General features: G+C 63.2%; 15 protein-coding genes. 8 read left to right on the forward strand and 7 right to left on the reverse strand.

What is annotated here, in order from left to right:
- Positions 1 to 8: 8 nt before the first annotated feature.
- From BerOc1_RS14050 to BerOc1_RS14085, 8 genes are all read left to right on the forward strand, one after another.
- Entirely contained in the window at positions 9 to 1094 is a 1086-nt protein-coding gene (locus BerOc1_RS14050) for a 4Fe-4S binding protein (RefSeq protein ID WP_071546292.1), read from the forward strand.
- Positions 1095 to 1121: 27 nt separating this feature from the next.
- The gene (locus BerOc1_RS14055) at positions 1122 to 3287 is read left to right on the forward strand and encodes a xanthine dehydrogenase family protein molybdopterin-binding subunit (RefSeq protein ID WP_084641575.1); all 2166 of its coding nucleotides are present in this window, start codon (positions 1122 to 1124) and stop codon (positions 3285 to 3287) included.
- A gap of 2 nt (positions 3288 to 3289) precedes the next feature.
- Entirely contained in the window at positions 3290 to 3757 is a 468-nt protein-coding gene (locus BerOc1_RS14060) for a (2Fe-2S)-binding protein (protein ID WP_071546293.1), read from the forward strand.
- Positions 3751 to 4602 carry an FAD binding domain-containing protein gene (locus BerOc1_RS14065; protein WP_071546294.1) on the forward strand — a complete coding sequence of 284 codons (852 nt, stop codon included), beginning with the start codon at positions 3751 to 3753 and terminating at the stop codon, positions 4600 to 4602. Before BerOc1_RS14060 ends, BerOc1_RS14065 begins: the two co-directional genes overlap by 7 nt.
- 18 nt (positions 4603 to 4620) lie before the next feature.
- Entirely contained in the window at positions 4621 to 7338 is a 2718-nt protein-coding gene (locus BerOc1_RS14070) for a molybdopterin-dependent oxidoreductase (RefSeq protein ID WP_242653010.1), read from the forward strand.
- A 32-nt stretch (positions 7339 to 7370) separates the two neighbouring features.
- Complete coding sequence (locus tag BerOc1_RS14075; RefSeq protein WP_071546296.1) at positions 7371 to 7919, forward strand: helix-turn-helix domain-containing protein; 549 nt, start codon at positions 7371 to 7373, stop codon at positions 7917 to 7919.
- Positions 7920 to 7926: 7 nt separating this feature from the next.
- Entirely contained in the window at positions 7927 to 8946 is a 1020-nt protein-coding gene (locus BerOc1_RS14080; RefSeq protein WP_071546297.1) for a molybdopterin-binding protein, read from the forward strand.
- A 164-nt stretch (positions 8947 to 9110) separates the two neighbouring features.
- Positions 9111 to 10505, forward strand: coding sequence for a uracil-xanthine permease family protein (locus BerOc1_RS14085; protein WP_242653012.1), 1395 nt, complete (start codon positions 9111 to 9113; stop codon positions 10503 to 10505).
- Positions 10506 to 10729: 224 nt separating this feature from the next.
- Here BerOc1_RS14085 and hypB read toward each other — a convergent pair whose 3' ends face one another.
- Genes hypB through BerOc1_RS14120 form a run of 7 tightly spaced genes read right to left on the reverse strand, consistent with a single transcriptional unit; the run spans position 10730 to position 16799 of the window.
- Positions 10730 to 11398 (reverse strand): hydrogenase nickel incorporation protein HypB, encoded by a 669-nt coding sequence (gene hypB / locus BerOc1_RS14090; protein WP_129586544.1) that lies wholly within the window; start codon positions 11396 to 11398, stop codon positions 10730 to 10732.
- 4 nt (positions 11399 to 11402) lie between these two features.
- Positions 11403 to 11744 carry a hydrogenase maturation nickel metallochaperone HypA/HybF gene (locus tag BerOc1_RS14095; RefSeq protein WP_071546300.1) on the reverse strand — a complete coding sequence of 114 codons (342 nt, stop codon included), beginning with the start codon at positions 11742 to 11744 and terminating at the stop codon, positions 11403 to 11405.
- Between the two features lie 11 nt (positions 11745 to 11755).
- Positions 11756 to 12664, reverse strand: coding sequence for an ABC transporter ATP-binding protein (locus tag BerOc1_RS14100; RefSeq protein WP_071546301.1), 909 nt, complete (start codon positions 12662 to 12664; stop codon positions 11756 to 11758).
- Positions 12661 to 13728, reverse strand: coding sequence for an ABC transporter permease (locus BerOc1_RS14105; protein WP_071546302.1), 1068 nt, complete (start codon positions 13726 to 13728; stop codon positions 12661 to 12663). The genes BerOc1_RS14100 and BerOc1_RS14105 overlap by 4 nt, the downstream gene beginning before the upstream one ends.
- A 60-nt stretch (positions 13729 to 13788) precedes the next feature.
- Entirely contained in the window at positions 13789 to 14760 is a 972-nt protein-coding gene (locus tag BerOc1_RS14110; protein ID WP_071546303.1) for an ABC transporter substrate-binding protein, read from the reverse strand.
- A 26-nt stretch (positions 14761 to 14786) separates the two neighbouring features.
- Positions 14787 to 15635, reverse strand: coding sequence for a sirohydrochlorin chelatase (locus BerOc1_RS14115; protein WP_071546304.1), 849 nt, complete (start codon positions 15633 to 15635; stop codon positions 14787 to 14789).
- Positions 15636 to 15644: 9 nt separating this feature from the next.
- Positions 15645 to 16799: an agmatinase family protein gene (locus tag BerOc1_RS14120; protein WP_071546305.1), complete on the reverse strand. Its 1155-nt coding sequence runs from the start codon at positions 16797 to 16799 to the stop codon at positions 15645 to 15647.
- Between the last annotated feature and the right edge of the window lie 502 nt (positions 16800 to 17301).

The following is a 17301-nucleotide window of genomic DNA, read 5'->3' on the forward strand; positions in this document are numbered from 1 at the left end:
AGCATAGCATGAATTTGAAGACGAAAGTTGCCGGTTTGGAGTTCAAGAATCCTCTTCTGCCCGCGTCGGGCCCGCTGGTCGGGGACGCGGAAAAGATGCTGGCCCTGGCCGCCCTGGGCGTGGGGGGCATGGTCAGCAAGACCGTTTCCATCAAGGGGGCCGAGGTGCCCCGCCCGTGCATCCGTTCGGGCAAGAACTGCATCACCAACGCCGAACTCTGGTCCGAATATGCCCTGGAAAAGTGGCGGGACGACATCTTCCCGGCCGTGCGCGCGGAGCTCGACCTGCCGCTGCTGGTCAGCGTGGGCTACACCAAACAGGACATGGAGACGCTCATTCCCGCGCTCGACCGGTTCGCCGAGGCCTTCGAGGTCTCCACCCACTACGTGGGCAAGGACCTGTCCGTCATCAGGGAGACCGTGAAGACCATCCGCTCCCTGACCGACAAGCCGTTTTTCATGAAGGTTTCGCCGCACATGCCCGATCCGGTGGCCTTCTGCGAGATGGTCCTGGAGAACGGGGGCAACGGCATCGTGGCCATCAACTCGCTGGGCCCGGCCATGTCCGTGGACCTGGCCACCCGGTCCGTGCCCATGGGCAACAGCCAGGGCGAGGTCTGGATGTCCGGCCCGGTCATCAAGCCCATCGCGCTGGCCTTCATCTCCCGCATCCGGCGCGCCATCCCGGAATGCGAGATCATCGGCGTGGGCGGCGTGGCCTCGGCCGACGACGTGCTGGAGTTCCTGCTGGCCGGAGCCAGTGCGGTGCAGATGCTCTCCGCGGCCATGCTCAAGGGGGTCGATCTCTACCGAAAGATCGTCGAGGACCTGCCCGGCAGGCTGGAACATTTCGGCTTTTCCTCCGTGCGCGAGGTCATCGAGACGGACCTGATCATTCCCGAGGTATCCTACGAGCGGCGTCTGCCCGTCATCGACCGGGAGGCGTGCATCCTGTGCGACAAGTGCGTGCGCGGTTGTCCCTACCTGGCCCTGCGCCATGAGGGGGACGCCATCCTGGTGGACGGGGGCAAGTGTTTCGGCTGCACGCTGTGCGCGTCGGTCTGCCCCAAAAACGCCGTCTCCTTCGGGGCCTAGCCCGGTACGGTGTGACAAGGCATTGCCATGTGTGAATGTTCGAATCTGAAGGCCGACACCGGGTCGGTGGTCAAGAAGGACCACTGCGAGAAGTGCGACGGCTCCCTGAAATATCTCGGCGACAGCGTCGAGGAAGGGCTCCTGTACGGGCGGCTCTATCGCTCCAGTGAAGCCTCTGCCGACATCGTCTCCTGGGTCCTGCCCGAACTGCCCGAAGGGTACCACGTGTTCGGGGCCAGGGACCTCAAGGGCAAAAACTTCGTCAAGCTCGTGGCCGAGGACCAGCCCGTGTTCGCGGACGGCAAAGTGACCTACATCGGCGAGCCCATTTTCCTGATCGTGGGCGAGGACCGCGAGGTCATCCGGCAAATCGGCGACGCCATCGAGATCGAGTACGACCGGCATGAGCCCATTCTCGACTTCGAGAGCCGCTGCGACCCGGACCTGGAGCACATGGTCGGCTATCATTTGGGCTGCGCGCGCGAGAAGACCCTGGAGGTCGAGGAGCGCGCCCGCCGCGTGAAGGTCGAGGAGTTCAGGACGCCCATGCAGGAGCACGTCTACCTGGAGCCCCAGACCGTGAAGGGGTTCGTGGACGACCAGGGGCGGGTCGCCGTGGAAGGCAGCATGCAGTGCCCCTATTACGTCAAGAACGCCGTGGTCAACGCCCTGGGCCTGTCCGCCGACGAGGTGCGGGTCATCCAGGCCCCCATGGGCGGGGCGTTCGGGGGCAAGGAGGATTTTCCCTGTTCCATCGGCTGCCAGGTCGCCCTGGCCGCCTCCATCCTCAAGAAGCCCGTGCTGCTGACCTTCGACCGGCACGAGGACATGATGTTCACCACCAAGCGCCATCCGTCCCTGATCCGCTACCGGACCTCCCTGGACGGGGAAGGGCGGATTCTGGGCATGAACATCGAGGTCTATTTCGACGGCGGGGCCAACCAGGGTCTGAGCTCGGTGGTCCTCCAGCGGGCGCTGATCAACAGCATCGGGGTCTATTCCATCCCCAACGTCTCGGTCCAGGGATTCGTGGTCTTCACCAACAACGTCCCCAACGGCGCCTTCCGGGGGTTCGGCGCGCCGCAGAGCGCCTTCGCCCTGGAGGCCCATCTGGCGCACATCGCCAGGGAGCACGGCGTGGACCCGCTCAGCTACAAGGAACCCTACATGGTCACGCAGGGGAGCCGGTCGCTGACCGGCGGCCTGTTCCGGGACCCGGTGCTGCTGCCAGCCATGGTCGCGGACGTGAAAAAGCGGCGCGGCTACGCGGAGCGCAAGGCCCGGTTCGTCGAGTTCAACAGGTCCAATTCCCGGTTCCGCAAGGGCGTCGGCGTCTCGATCTTTCTCCACGGGTGCGGGTTCACCGGCAGCGGCGAGCGCGATCTGATCAAGTCCGTGGTCCGGCTGGAGAAGACGGCCGAAGACGAGGTCGTCATCCGCATCGCCAACGTGGACATGGGCCAGGGACTGCTGACCACCATGAGCAAGATCGTGGGCAGTTCCTTGGGCATCGACTACAAGGACGTGCGCTTTCCCTACCCGGACACGGCCTGCGCGCCGGACTCCGGCCCCACCGTGGCGTCCAGGACGATCATGATCGTGGGCAAAATCCTGGAACGGGCGGCCCTGCGCCTCAAGGAGAGCTGGAGGCCCGGCGAGGAGATGGTCGTGGAGGAGTGCTACGTGCACGACGAGTCGGCCATCCCCTGGGACCAGGAGCGTTTCACCGGCGACGCCTATCCCGCCTATTCCTGGGGCGTGAACATGGTCGAGGTGACCGTGGACACCCTCACCGGCCACATCGACGTGGACCACGTGGACGCCGCGTACGACGTGGGCAAGGCCATCGACGACCGTATCCTCCGGGGCCAGATCGACGGCGGCGTGGTCCAGTCCGTGGCCTGGGGATACATGGAGAACATGCAGCGGCGGGACGGAAGCATCCTGCAAAGGACCATTTCCGACTACGGCCCGCCGACCTCCATGGACGCCCCGCCCATCGACAGCTATTTGTACGACAATCCCTATGAAAACGGGCCCATGGGGGCCAAGGGCGCGGGCGAGCTGACCTTCATCGGCGGGGGGCCCGCCCTGCTCGACGCCGTGGAGGACGCCCTCGGGGCGGCCTTTCACCGTCTTCCCCTCACTCCGGAACACATCCTGGAGACCCTGGAAGCCCGGGAGGAAGGTTAGCCGTGATATCGTTTACCTTGAACGGAGCGGCCGTGTCCGTCGACCTGCCGCCCGCCACGCCCCTTTTGCACGTCCTGCGCGACCGGTTCGGCCTCATGGGCGGCAAGGAAGGGTGCGGCGAGGGCGAGTGCGGCGCGTGCAGCGTGCTCATCGACGATAATCTGCACACCAGCTGCATCTATCCCCTGGGCAACGTCTCCGGGAAACGGGTGCTGACCATCGAAGGCTTCAAGGGCTCGCCGCAGTTCCAATGCATCGACGCGGCCTTCGCCCAATGCGGATCGGTCCAGTGCGGGTTCTGCACGCCGGGCATGATCCTGGCCACCCAGGCCCTGCTCCTGAAGAATCCGTCCCCGTCCGTGGAAGAGGCGCGGGAAGCGCTTTCGGGCAATCTCTGCCGCTGCACGGGCTACAACATGATCGTCGAGGCGGTCCTGCTGGCCGCGAAGAACGGAGGTGGGCTGTGGTAGGATACGTGCCTGCCGACCTTCGGGACGCCCTGCGCTTCGCCCAGGCCGAGGCCGTCACGCCCCTGGCCGGCGGCACGGACCTGATGGTCCGGTTCAAGGCCCCGGCCGCCATGCCCGCCACCCCGCTCTTTCTGGGGGCGCTGCCGGAGCTCAGGGGCGTGACCCGCAAGGACGAATTCCTGTCCATCGGGGCCTGCGAGCCCTTGGCCGGGATCATCGCCAACCCGGCGGTTCCGGCTGTGTTCCGGTCGGCCCTGGCCCAGATCGGCTCTCCGGCCATCCGCAACCAGGGGACCCTGGGCGGCAACGTCTGCAACGCCTCCCCGGCGGGCGACTCCCTGCCGCTGCTCTATCTTTTCCGGGCCGAGATGGTCCTGGCTTCGCTGGAAGGGGAACGCGTCGTCCCCCTCGACCGATTCATCACCGGGCCGGGGCGGACGCTCAGGCAAGAAAACGAGTTGCTGGTGAGCATCCGCATCCCTGACGAGTTTCTGTCCGAGCCGTATGTCTACGTCTTCGAAAAGATGGGCAACCGCAAGGCGGACGCCATCTCCAAGGCCTCCTTCGCCCTGCGCCTGGCCGTGGAAGAGGGCGTGGTCAGGGACGTGGACGCCGCGTTCGGGGCCATGGGGCCGAAGGTGGCCCTGATGACCGACTCCATCCGGGCCATGTGCCTGGGCAAGACTTTTCCCCTGGCCGACCTGGACCGGGGCGAACTCAAGAATGAACTCTACGGGCTGTTGACGCCCATCGACGACCAGCGCTCCACGGCTGCCTACCGCAAACGGGTCGCGCTGAATCTTTTGTACCACTATTTGACGACCGACAGCACGCATCAGCGCTAAGGGGGCGATTTGAAGACCATGGAATTCACGATTAACGGCCGGAAAATGGAAACCCGTGTCGATCCCAAACAGCGGCTGCTTTCCTATTTGCGGGAAGAGCTGGGCCTCATGGGAAGCAAGAACGGTTGCGGCGTCGGCCATTGCGGCGCCTGCACGGTGATCATCGACGGACAGGCCAAGCGGTCCTGCGTCGTGACCATGGGGTATTGCGCGGGCCGGTCCATCGAAACCATCGAGTCCCTCGGCAGGGACGGCCGCCTCCATCCCCTCCAGACCGCCTTCATCGACGAAGGCGCGGTCCAGTGCGGATTCTGCACCCCCGGCATGATCATGGCCGCCAAGGCGCTGCTCGACCAGAACCAGTCCCCCACCGAAAAGGAGGTCCGCGCCGCCCTGAAGCACAATATCTGCCGCTGCACCGGCTACGGGGCCGTGTTCCGGGCCGTGTCCAAGGCCGCCGCCGTCCTGCGCGGCGACATGGTCTACGAGGCGCCCGTGTTTGACGGCGGACAATACGTCGGGGCCGACGTGCCCAAGAAGGACAGCGTGGCCAAGGTCACGGGCGCGCCCATCTTCGCGGGCGACCTGAAGGAAGAGGGCATGCTCCACGGCGTTCCCGTGTTCAGCGAGCATGTCTACGCGGAAATCCTGTCCGTGGACACCGCCGCCGCGGCCTCGGTCCCGGGAGTGGAGCTGGTCGCGACCGGCGCGGACGTGCCGGGCATGAACAAGTTCGGCCTGTTCGTTCCCCAGCAGCCGGTCATCTGCCGGGACAAGGTCAAATATCTCGGCGACGTGGTCGCCTGCGTCTACGCGACGAGCCCGGAGGCCGCCCAAGAGGCCGCCGGCAAGGTGGTGGTCGAGTACAAGGTGCTTGAGCCCATGCTCGACCCCGAGGAGAACTTCAAGGAAGGCGCGCCGCTTCTGCACGACGACACGGAAAACAACATCGTCCACCACGTCGGCGTCCGCAAGGGAGACGTGGAAAAGGGCTTTGCCGAAGCCGACGCGATCGTCGAGAACGTGTACCAGACCCAGGCCGTGGAGCACGCCTACCTGGAGCCGGAGGCCTGTCTGTCCAAGATGGCCGACGGCGTCCTGACCCTGTATTCCGGCAGCCAGGGCTCCCTGGCCTACAAGAAGATGATCCAGGAGAACCTCAACCTCGGGGAGGACCGGGTGCGGGTCGTCTTCACCGCCACCGGCGGCGGCTTCGGCGGCAAGGAGGAGCCCACCGTCCAGCTCCTGGCCTGCCTGGGCACGCATCTGACCACGCGGCCCGTGAAGATGGTCATGAGCCGGGAAGACTCCATCCGCATGAGCACCAAGCGCCATCCCATGAAGATATGGATGAAGCACGGCGTCACCAGGGACGGCCGCATCACGGCCATGCGTTCCCGGGTCATCGGCGACGCGGGAGCGTACGTCTCCCAGACCAAGCCCGTGATCTTCCGCTCCGCGGTCACCGCGTCCGGACCCTATTTCGTGCAGAACGTGGAGGCCGATTCCTACGGCGTCTGCACCACCAAGAACCCCCACGGCGCCTTTCGCGGGTTCGGCAGCACTCAGGCGAGCTTCGCCTGCGAGAGCCAGATGGACCAGCTCGCCGCCGCCATCGGCATGGACCCGGTACGGCTTCGCAGAATCAACGGATTCGCCGCGGGGGTGGAGACCAGCACCGGGCAGATGCTGCGCGACGGCATCGGCTACCTGGAGACGCTGGAAAACGCCGAGAAGGGACTGCTGGAGATGAAGGAGGAGTTCGCCGGACTTGAGCGGCCCGGCCACATCAAGGTCGGTTTCGGCATCGCCAGCGCCTACAAGAACGTGGGCATCGGCACCGGGCTCGCCGACAAGGCCGGGGCCTTTGTGGAGATCACCGACCGGGGCCGCGTCCTGGTCAGCATCGGGGCCACGGACATGGGGCAGGGCGTGGACACCCTGAGCGCCCAGATAGCGGGCAGCGTGCTGGGCATACCCTACGGCCTCATCGACGTCGTCGCCTGCGATACCCTGACCTGCCCGGACGGCGGCATGACCACCGCCTCCCGGCAGACCTTCGTCACGGGCAATGCCGTGAAGGAGGCGGCGCAACTGCTCAGGGACAACCTCGCGGACTACCTGAACGGGGTCCCGGAAATCACCGAGGCGACGTTGCTCGACATCCGTTCCAGGGCGGCGCGCGACGGGGTGCGGACCAGGATCGAGCACGACTATTACCCGCCCAAGACCCACGCCCACCGGACCGACGCCAACTACAGGGAAGGCGAGGACCGGTCCACCTACGATATCCATTATTCCTACTGCTTCGCCTCCTCGGCCGTGGCGCTGGAAGTGAACGAGAAGACCGGCGAGGTCAAGGTGCTCAAGGTCCATTCCTCCCAGGACGTGGGCAAGGCCGTGCACCCCAAGAACGTCATCGGCCAGATCGAGGGCTCCGTGGCCATGGGCGTCGGGCTCGGGCTGACCGAGGAGTTCGTGGTGGACGGCGAGAAGATTCACAACAAGGACCTGCGCTCGCTGGGGCTGCTGACCAGCGAGACCATGCCCCCGGTCGTGGCCACCTACGTGGAGGAGGCCCAGGACAAGGGACCCTTCGGGGCCAAGGGCATGGGCGAGGTCGGGCTGAATCCGTTGGCCCCGGCCATCGCCAACGCCGTGTTCGACGCCGTGGGCAAGCGCATCACCGAGCTGCCCATCAAGCCCGAGAGAATCCTCGCGGCGCTGAAATCCTAATTGACGACCAATCGAGAGGAGAGGACGGGACCATGGAGCAATTCACGCTGGGGAAGAAGATCAAGGAAAAACGGATGGAGCTGGGCATCAGCCAGAAAGGGCTGGCCGAGATGACCGACCTGACGCCCGGGTTTCTCAGCCAGATCGAACGCGATCTGGCCGAGCCCTCCATCACCTCGCTGCGCAAGATCGCCAAGGCGCTCAACGTGGCCGTTTTCTATTTTCTGATCGACGACGACGACACCAGGGCGGTGGTCAAGAAGGACGAGCGGAGGAAGCTGAACTTCCATGACTCGCACATGACCTACGAGCTGCTTTCCCCGGACCTGAACCGGCAGATGGAGATGTTCATGGGGGAACTGGAGCCCGGGGCCGTGACCTGCGAGGAACCGCTGCCCCATCCCGGCGAAGAGGTGACCTACGTCCTGAAGGGGACGATGTGGATTTGCGTCGGCAACGACGAGTACACGCTGGAGGAGGGCGACACGATCTATTACCTGGGCAGCATCCCCCACCAGATCAGGAACATCGGTTCCGACATGCTGATCTTCATATCCACCATTACCCCGCCTCTGTTCTAGGAAAATCATGAAACGCATTGCAGTTGACGAAATGATCGGCACCGTGCTGGCCCACGACCTGACCCGCGTCGTCGCGGGAGAGAGCAAAGGGGTGGCCTTCAAGAGGGGGCACGTGATCGAAGCGCGCGATCTCCCCATGCTGAAGGATATGGGAAGGAACCATCTGTACGCGCTCGACGTTCCGGGGACCTCCCTGCACGAGAACGACGGCGCCCTGCGCCTGGCGGAGTCCCTCGCCGGGGACAACGTCGGCCTGTCCGGCGCCCGGGAGGGGAGGGTGGATCTGATGAGCGGCTGCACAGGGCTTCTCGACGTCAATCGTTCGCTGCTCGACTTCGTCAACGCCCACCCCGAGATCGTCGTCGCCACTCGGCACACGGATTCCGTCGTCCGCAAAGGGGATACCCTGGCCGGGGCCAAGATCGTTCCCCTGACCGTGGAAAAGAGCCTGCTGGCCGAGATCGAGATGGCGTCCGGGATAACCGGCCCTCTGCTGCGGGTGAGGCCTTTCCTCCCGCTCAGGGTCGGGATGGTGGTCACCGGTTCCGAGGTCTACCACGGCCGCATCAAGGATACCTTCTCGCCGGTTCTGGAAAAGAAGGTGGCGGCCTACGGAGGCCGGATCGTGAAAAAGGCCCTCGCTCCGGACGATACGGACGCGCTCCGCCACAGGGTTGCGGATGTCCTGCGGGAGGAGATCGATCTGCTCGTGCTGACCGGCGGCATGAGCGTCGACCCCGACGACCTGACCCCGGGGGTCATCGCCTCCATCGCGACGGACATCGTGGCCTATGGTTCTCCCGTCCTGCCCGGGGCCATGTTCATGGCGGCATACCGGGGCGAACTGCCCATCATCGGCGTTCCGGCCTGCGGCATGTACAACAAGACGACGGTCCTCGATCTCGTGCTGCCTCGCCTGTTCGCCGGGCAGAGGATCTCCCGAGAGTTTCTGTTGAGCAAGGCGCACGGCGGGCTTTGCCTCAACTGCCCCGACTGCACCTACCCGGATTGTCCGTTCGGCAAGTAGGCGACCGCTCTTCAGGGCGTGTTTACCGTGCGGCGCAGGGATCGGACGCCATTCCCCCGGGAGATGTCGAATCCGGCGGTACGGGAAACGGCAACGCGCATCCATGTTTTTTGATTTGAGAGAGAGTTGTAAGCAAACAAAATAGCTAAGAAGGAGAGAGTTCTGTGGCTACTTCACAACACGGCGGAGAGATGATCTTCAAGCTTGAGGATCGTCCGAGCCCCGTCAAGGCGTTCTTCGCCGCACTGCAACATCTGATGGCGATCTTCATTGGGATCGTCACTCCGGCAATCGTTATTTCGGGCGTTTTGGGGTTCAGCACCGAGGTGTCCTCCTACCTGATCAGCATGTCCCTGTTTGTCTCGGGCGTGGCCACCTTCATCCAGTGCCGCAAGATCGGTCCTGTCGGTTCCGGCCTGCTGAGCATCCAGGGAACCAGCTTCACCTTCCTGTCGCTGTGCATCGGCATAGGCCTGTCGGTCAAGTCGGCCGGCGGCTCCGAGCACGAGGTCCTGGCCGCCATCTTCGGCACCTGCCTTCTGGCCTCCCCGGTCGAGATGATTTTCAGCCGGTTCATCCCCTTGCTCAACAGGATCATCACCCCTCTGGTGAGCGGTATCGTCGTGACCCTGATCGGCATGTCCCTGATCAAGGTCGGCCTCACCGATGTGGGCGGAGGCGCCTGGCTGCTGCGCAACAAACCCGAGCTCTTCGCCTCCCCGATGAACCTCACGCTGGCGGGCATCGTCCTGCTGGTGATCATCCTGTTCAACAGGAGCAGCAACAAGTGGCTGCGCATGGGCGCCATCGTGTTCGGCCTGATCGCCGGGTACGTCGTTGCCGCTTTCCTCGGCAAGGTGGATTTCTCGGCCATTTCCAAGCTTGAGGCGGTCGCCCTGCCCATCCCCTTCAAGTTCGGAGTGAGCGTGAGCTGGCCCCACCTGATCCCCATGGCGCTGCTGTTCCTGGTCACCACCGTGGAATCCATGGGCGACCTCACGGCCACCTCCATGGTCTCCGGCGAGCCCGTGGTGGGCGACGTGTACATGAAGCGCATTTCCGGCGGCATCCTGGGCGACGGCATCAACTCCGCCCTGGCCGCCGTCTTCAATACCTTCCCCAACACGACCTTCAGCCAGAACAACGGCGTCATCCAGATGACCGGCGTGGCCAGCCGCTATGTGGGTATCTGGATCGCCGGCCTGCTGGTGCTCTTCGGCGTGTGCCCGGTGGTGGGCGGCGTCTTCTCGATCATCCCCAACTCCGTTCTGGGCGGCGCCACGCTGATCATGTTCGGGACGGTCGCGGCCGCCGGCATCCGGATCATCTCCAGCAGCATCATCGATCGCCGGGGCGTGCTGATCATGGCCCTGTCCTTCGCCACCGGCCTGGGCGTGGTGTTCGTGCCCGAGATCCTGCAGTCCTTCCCGCCCTTCTTCAAGGGCGTCTTCGGCTCGGCCATCACCACCGGCGGCCTCACCGCCATCGCGCTGAACATCATCCTGCCCCATGACCTGCGCAAGCTGCATGTGGACGAGCCTCTGAAAGACATGCTCTAGGCCGCCCGCCACGTCAGTCGGCGGGGGCATTACCGCCAATCAATGAAACAGAGGGGATGCGTTCGGCATCCCCTCTGTTGTTTTGTCGGCCGGTGCGACAAATCCGCATTTATTGGATTTTGTTGTCCTTGTTTCAAATTGGCGAAGCCGGTGTTTTCCGAGAACGGCCGAAACCGCCTGGACTACCGGAAGCGTGTGCGCTTTTGCCAACACGCTGCGTACGGTTAGGACGCGCGGGATAGATTCACGAGGTAGTCGCAAAACTCCGGGACGCCATCGCCAGTCTTGGCGGAAATCTTGAATGTCTCGAACTCACGGTTTAGGCTGGAGGTCTCCTCAATGGCGCGTTCGACGTCGAAATCCATGTAGGGCTGCAGATCCATTTTGGTGATGAGCAGCACGCCGACGCGGCAGAATACCGAGGGGTATTTGAGCACCTTGTCATCGCCCTCGGGCAGGGAGAGGAGTGCGCCCTTGAGGTTCTCGCCGAGATCGTAACTGGACGGGCAAATGAGGTTGCCGACGTTTTCGATGACCACGACTTCGACGCCGCTGTTCTCAAGGTCCAGTTCATCGATGGCTTCGGACACGGCCTTGGCGTCCAGGTGGCAGGCATCGCCGGTTTCGATCTGGACCGCCTTGACTCCGGCCCTGCGCACGCGATCGGCGTCGCGTTCCGTCTGCTGGTCACCTTCGATGACGGCCAGTTTGCCGCCGAGCTCCCGGGCCATGGCTTCGAGCAGGGTGGTCTTGCCGCTGCCGGGTGAGCTGATCAGGTTGATGACCGAAACGCCGAGTTCCTTGAAACGGGCGCGGTTCCTGTCCGCCTGGGCGTCATTTTTCGCCAGGACGGGGGATTGTATTTCAACTCGTGTGGTTTCCTGTCGTGCCATTGTATTATGCCTCCGCGATGTCCACCGCATCCAGTGTGAAGTCGTCGCCGCCCCGCACTTCGCGGGACAGGGATTCGCAGGACGGACATCGGTCGTAGGGGTTGATGAAGGTGTAATCCGTGCCGCAGCTCAGGCAGTGGGCCGGAGCCGCGACTTTGGTGACGATGAGTTCCGGTTGGCCGAAGCCGAGCTGGCCGGCCACTTCGGTGAAACAGAATTTGAGCGACTCTGCGTTGATGCCGGACAGTGGTCCGATGGTGCAGGACGCCGATACGAGATCGGCCCGGCCTCCAAGGGCGTCGGAAATGGTGTCGAGCATGGCTTCGGCAATGGACATTTCGTGCATGATCCGCTCCTCTAAAAGACGTCGTCCCCGACCCGGGTCTGGCGCCGGATGGAGATGACCGGCTCCTCGGACCGCTTGTCCGGTGGATGGATGAGTTCCTCCAGCCGCTTCTTGGTGGCGAGGAACTGCGGCGAAAGAAACTGCTCCGGGGAGCGCGGCATGGGCACCGGATTCTCAATGATCTCGCCCACGCGCCCGGGATGCGCTTCGAGAAAGACGACCCGGTCCGCCAGGTAGACCGCTTCGTCGAGGTCGTGGGTGATGAAGATGATGGTCACGTCCACGTTGCGCCAGATTTCCAGAAGGTACGCCTGCATGAACGCTCTGGTCTGGGCGTCGAGAGCCCCAAAGGGCTCGTCCATGAGCAGGACCCGGGGCTGGTTGGCCAGGGCGCGGGCGATGGCCACGCGCTGCTTCATGCCGCCCGAGAGTTGGTGGGGATAGTGGTTGGCGAAGTCGGTCAGGGAAACGATGTCGAGCCACTGCATGGCCTCCTGGCCGGCGGCGATTTCGCCGACGCCCCGCATGCGTTGGCCGAACATGACGTTTTGCTTGATCGTGAGCCACGGGAATAGCGTGTAGCCCTGGAAGACCATGCCCCTGTCGGCACCGGGGCCTTCAATGGGCTTGCCGTCGAGCAGAACTTGTCCGGAGGTCGGGGTCTCCAGGCCCGCGAGAATCCTGACCAGGGTGGATTTGCCGCAGCCGGACGAACCGATGACCGAGATGAATTCCCTTCGGTGCACGTCGAAGCAGACGTCTTTGAGGGCCGTTACTTCGCCTTGGGGGCTGGGGAACACCTTGCCCAGGTGGTCCACGGTCATGACCACCGGACGTTCCTTGATGGACGCGAAACGGGATGCGACTTCAGGAGCTTGTTCCCGGTAATCGGGCAGATCAAGGTTGTTGACAGCGGTCATCGGGTCCCTCCACAGCTGCTGGCGTATCCCGCATTGCCGGACGGGCCGGTGTTTTCGGCCCTCAAGTTGATTTGGACTTTTTTCCAGATGGAGCCGGTTTCGGATTCCCAGGGGAAGAGATGGCGTCCGAAAAAGGCCATGACCTGGTCGGTAAGCAGGCCGATGAGGCCGATCATGATGATGGCCGCATAGACGTTGTCGAAATTCCGGTATCGTTGCTGCTGGTAGAGAAACGAGGTAATGCCCGATTTTTCGCCGATGAGTTCCGCGACCACGAGGTAGGTCCAGGCCCAGCCCATGAGGATGCGCATGTCGGCGTACAGGCGTGGAAGAATGCCGGGGATGACGATCTTGGTCAGCAATTGCCTGCTGCTGGCACCAAGCGTCTGGGCCGCCTCCAGGAGCGAGCCGTCCAGTTGCCGGGTGGTGTTGGCGACGATGAGGACCATCTGGAAAAACGTGCCGATGAAAATGACGGTGATTTTGGGCGCGTCCTTGAGCCCGAGGATGGCCACGGCCAAGGCGCCGAAGACGGGCGCGGGCATGTAGCGGATGAAATCCACGAAGGGCTCTGTCAGCCGGGTGAAGAAGTCGTAGGTGCCGCACATGATTCCGAGAGGAACACCGAGCAATGCCGAATAGAGAAAGCCCCAGAAGATGATCTTGAAACTGTGCCACAGGGATTCGTGCAGCCACTTGTCTCCCCTGCGCTGGGGTTCGGCGGTGAAGGCCGTGTAAAAGGCGCGGGCGACTTTGTGCGGCGCGGGCAGGTAGATGGGGTTGGCCGGATCGCCCTGGGCCAGCGTGGCTCCGGCCGCCGCGAGTTCCTTGTTGCGGGATTCGAAGACGTCCTTTTCCACAAGCTGGCCTTTGGCGACGTAATCGTAATCGCCTTTCACCGAGGTGTCGCCCGCGTTGGTTATCTCAACCAGCGGATGCCAGACGTACGGGCAATAGCTGACGATCGACCATGCAACGAGAGGCAGGATGAACGACATGATCGTGAGGATCAGTTTTCTTCTGGGGTTCAGTTCTTTTCTGACGGTGAACCAACTGCTGAACATCGAGTGAGCTCCTGGAGGCATAGCCGCGCCCGGCGGTTCGCCGGGCGCGGCTCGTTGTATTTACTGGACGAGAGTTGGATCGAGGTGTTCGCCGTCGGCGATGCGTTTCTTGTACACGCCGTTGTCCACGTTGAACTCGTCCACGACCTTGTTGGAGCCGTAAACGGATTCGAGCGTGTCGCCCTTCACAAAGTGCTTTTTGTTGCCGGCCTGGCCCAGGAAGTGGGTTCCCTTCATGAGCGGGGCGTACTCCGCCGGGGAAAGCCCCACGCGGTTGCTCATGATTTCCAGGATCTCGTCACGGTTGGAGGGATCGGCGATGTAGTCGGCGATCTTGAACCAGACCTTGACGACCTTGGCCCATTCGGCCTTGTGTTCGACCAGGCTCTTGGGGTTGACGCAGAGCAGGTCGTAGATGATGCCGGGTACGTCGGCGCTGCTGAAGACGGCCTCGGAGCCGGGCATTTCGCGCAGGGCCTGGCCGGAGTTGGGCTGCCAGGCGACGATGGCGTCGACCTCGCCGGAGCCCAGTGCCTGCGGCGTTTGGTCGGTGGGCATGTTCACGATTTCAATGTCGGATTCGGACATGCCTGCGGATTTCAGGGCGTTGAGCAGGAGCAGGTGGCTCACGAAACCGACCTCGACGCCGACCTTCTTGCCCTTGAGCTGCTTGACGGACTTGATGCCGGGCCTGGCCACGACCATGTCGTTGCCGTTGGAGTAGTCGTTCATGACAATGCCGACGGACGGGGCGCCCTGGGAGGCCATGACCAGGGCGTCGCCGTTGGTCATGGTCACGGCATCGACCTTGCCGGCGGCAAAGGCGTCCATGGACGGGACGTATTCGAACCAGACGAACTCGACGTCAACGCCTGCTTCCTTGAACCATCCTTTCTGGATGCCGATGTCCCAGGCGACCCAGCCGGGCCAGTCGCTGTAGGCAACCTTGAGGGGACGTGCGTGGGCGGTCACGCTGCCGAGCGCGAACAGGGCCAGGGCCAGGAATAGAACGATGCGGGGTAAACGGGACATGGGACTCTCCATATGTAAGTTGTTGGTTAAGCTGTGTTCTTGGTGTTTATGCTCAGTCCTTCGGACAACTTGATGGCAGGGCGTTGGGTCTTCAGACGGTAATCCCACCACATGCCCATTGCGCGTTGGCGGAACCAGGCGCCCACGTTCGGATGGTCGCCGATGGGAACGGTGAGCGGAATCGGCCGGCCGAGCTCGCCGGAGATGTCCCCCACCATGGTTTCCGCGAAATCCCGGTGTTCGCACGGCCACAAGTACTGGGCCGCCACTATGGTCGGGAGAGGCCCGGCGGCGAACCGTTTGAGGGCCGGGGCGAGCATGGGATTTCCATGGCGGACGAAGCCGATCTCTCCGGTGGCCGCGCCTATCTCTTCCCACAACAGCCGCATGAGCTTGTAGGATTCGGCCCGAACCTCCGGGTCGCCGTCGCCGGAGGCGGCCAAGAGCAGACGGAATTGGCCCGGGCCGGTGACCCCGAGGTCCATGGCCGCCCTGCGGCCGGCGTCCGCCAGGGACGCCAGCAACAGGGGGTGACAAGGTTCAACGCCGTCATAGAATATCCGGGCGTCGTGATTTTTCTTACGCGCCCAGACAGCCGCATCGGCCAATGCCCGCTTGACGAACAGGTCAATGTGCATCTCCGCCGGGAGCATGAACACTGCTTCGGCTTCGCCGCTCGCCCCGAGCAGCGTCTCTTCCAGCCCAGCCCCCGGGCAGAGAGGGTCGAGGTGGACGAACTCCGCCTTGACCTCACTGCCGATGGCTTCGGAGCATTCGGCCGCAAGGGCTTCCGCGGCCCGCAGGGCCATGGGTTGGCGGCCGATACCCAGCGAGGTGTGCGGCAAGAGGATGCGCAGTTGATCTTTGCGGGACATGCGGGCCGCCTATTTGAGTTTGCCGCCGAGGCGGTCGTGCTTGACCATGGTAGCCAGGACGTCGACGATGGAACGAACGCCGAGCAATGCGGTGATGTCCGACACGTCGTACGGCGGGGCGACTTCGACCACCTCCATGGCGGCCACGCCTTCGGCGGCCACGCCGCGCATGATCGCCAGCGCCTCGCGGGGGAGCAGGCCGCCCGGTTCGGGCCAGCCGGTGCCGGGGACGAAACCGGCGTCCACGGAATCGATGTCAAAGGACAGGTAGACCGCGCTCGCACCTTTCCAGGCCACCTCAAGGGCCATGTCGATGGTATCCTGAATGCCCATTTTCTCCACATCCTGGACAGTCATGACCGTGCATTCCATGTCGCGCCCGGCCTTGACGCCGGGGCGGGGTACCTGCCATCCGCCGATCCCGATCTGGACGAGGTTTTTGGGCGGCACGTTGGGCATGTTGGTGGCGTGGAACCAGGGGCAGGTGTGCATGATCTCGTCCATGTCCTTTTCCTGGGTGTCGACGTGGCGGTCCAGGTGGATGATGCCGACGTTGCCTTCCACGCACTCGGCAACGCCCCGGACGCACGGGTAGCCTATGGAGTGGTCCCCGCCCATGATGATGGGCATGGTGCCCTGATCCATTATGTGGGCCACGCCTTTGGCGATCTGGTCGTGCGCCTTGGTGATGTTGGACGGGCAGAAGATGTCGCCCACGTCGCACAGAGCCAGGGATTCGCGGAGGTCCACGCCCAGCTCATAGTTGTACGTGGTGTACAGCGACGAGATGCGGCGCATGGCCTGGGGGCCGAATCGGGTGCCCGAGCGATAGGTGACGCCGATGTCGAAGGGCACACCGACGATGGCGGCGTCATATTCTCCGACCTTGTTGACGTCTTCCAGATAGGGAGCCTTGAGGAAGGTGTTGATGCCGGACCAGTGGGGCAACTCGCCGCGCTGGAAGGTGGAAAAGACGGTCTTGTCTTCGATGGAATCGGCCGGTTCCAGGCCGAGTTCCTTGCCCCGCCTGACCTCTTCCCACCATTTTTCTTCGGGGATGTCCTTTTCCAGTTCTCGAGCGATCATGCCTTCCAGATGCGACGTGTCGGGGAGTTCCCGGTCATGCTCCCGAAAATTGGGCGCATGCTTCTTGTAGAAGCTCATAAATACCTCCGGTAAGAGTAAATGCGGAACCAGCGGCGTCCAAACGGCGCACGTACAAGACGACGCCATAAAGCTGCGAATTATTGCGCCGGAACTGCGCGAGTGGTGTATCCAGTGGAAGATGAGGCTGAACGACGCAATCGGTCATGCGGCCTCGTGCGAGGCTATGAAATGGGCGGTCCGCAGATCGGGATGACCTGCTGTGCATTGTAGAGGTAGCGGTATCGCTTCATGAATGCTTTCATAGAACAAGAGCTAATGCACATTTCGGACCAGAAAGGGTGACTTTGAGGTAGTTCGCTTTGCCAGCCAAGCTATATTGGGATGTTATGGCTAGTTTAGCCTGTGGCGGAACTCGCTGATTATGTCTATGTCCGTATAAAAAGATGACAAAAATGTTTATTTTCGAAAGAGGTAAGGGCTAAGTCGTCAGCCGCGTGGAGAATGAGCCATAACAAGAGCTTTGAGAGGATTGCCCGTTAATTGGGTTGCACAAAAATGG

Source organism: Pseudodesulfovibrio hydrargyri (genome assembly GCF_001874525.1).
Lineage (GTDB): Bacteria > Desulfobacterota > Desulfovibrionia > Desulfovibrionales > Desulfovibrionaceae > Pseudodesulfovibrio > Pseudodesulfovibrio hydrargyri.

What these genes read in the sequence shown, in the direction of transcription:
- BerOc1_RS14100 (WP_071546301.1), bottom strand. Translation starts at nt 12,664, where the DNA reads ATGACCGCTGTCAACAACCTTGATCTGCCCGATTACCGGGAACAAGCT.
- BerOc1_RS14105 (WP_071546302.1), bottom strand. Translation starts at nt 13,728, where the DNA reads ATGTTCAGCAGTTGGTTCACCGTCAGAAAAGAACTGAACCCCAGAAGA.
- BerOc1_RS14080 (WP_071546297.1), top strand. Translation starts at nt 7,927, where the DNA reads ATGAAACGCATTGCAGTTGACGAAATGATCGGCACCGTGCTGGCCCAC.
- BerOc1_RS14075 (WP_071546296.1), top strand. Translation starts at nt 7,371, where the DNA reads ATGGAGCAATTCACGCTGGGGAAGAAGATCAAGGAAAAACGGATGGAG.
- BerOc1_RS14110 (WP_071546303.1), bottom strand. Translation starts at nt 14,760, where the DNA reads ATGTCCCGTTTACCCCGCATCGTTCTATTCCTGGCCCTGGCCCTGTTC.
- BerOc1_RS14055 (WP_084641575.1), top strand. Translation starts at nt 1,122, where the DNA reads ATGTGTGAATGTTCGAATCTGAAGGCCGACACCGGGTCGGTGGTCAAG.
- BerOc1_RS14120 (WP_071546305.1), bottom strand. Translation starts at nt 16,799, where the DNA reads ATGAGCTTCTACAAGAAGCATGCGCCCAATTTTCGGGAGCATGACCGG.
- BerOc1_RS14095 (WP_071546300.1), bottom strand. Translation starts at nt 11,744, where the DNA reads ATGCACGAAATGTCCATTGCCGAAGCCATGCTCGACACCATTTCCGAC.
- BerOc1_RS14050 (WP_071546292.1), top strand. Translation starts at nt 9, where the DNA reads ATGAATTTGAAGACGAAAGTTGCCGGTTTGGAGTTCAAGAATCCTCTT.
- BerOc1_RS14070 (WP_242653010.1), top strand. Translation starts at nt 4,621, where the DNA reads ATGGAATTCACGATTAACGGCCGGAAAATGGAAACCCGTGTCGATCCC.
- hypB (WP_129586544.1), bottom strand. Translation starts at nt 11,398, where the DNA reads ATGGCACGACAGGAAACCACACGAGTTGAAATACAATCCCCCGTCCTG.
- BerOc1_RS14115 (WP_071546304.1), bottom strand. Translation starts at nt 15,635, where the DNA reads ATGTCCCGCAAAGATCAACTGCGCATCCTCTTGCCGCACACCTCGCTG.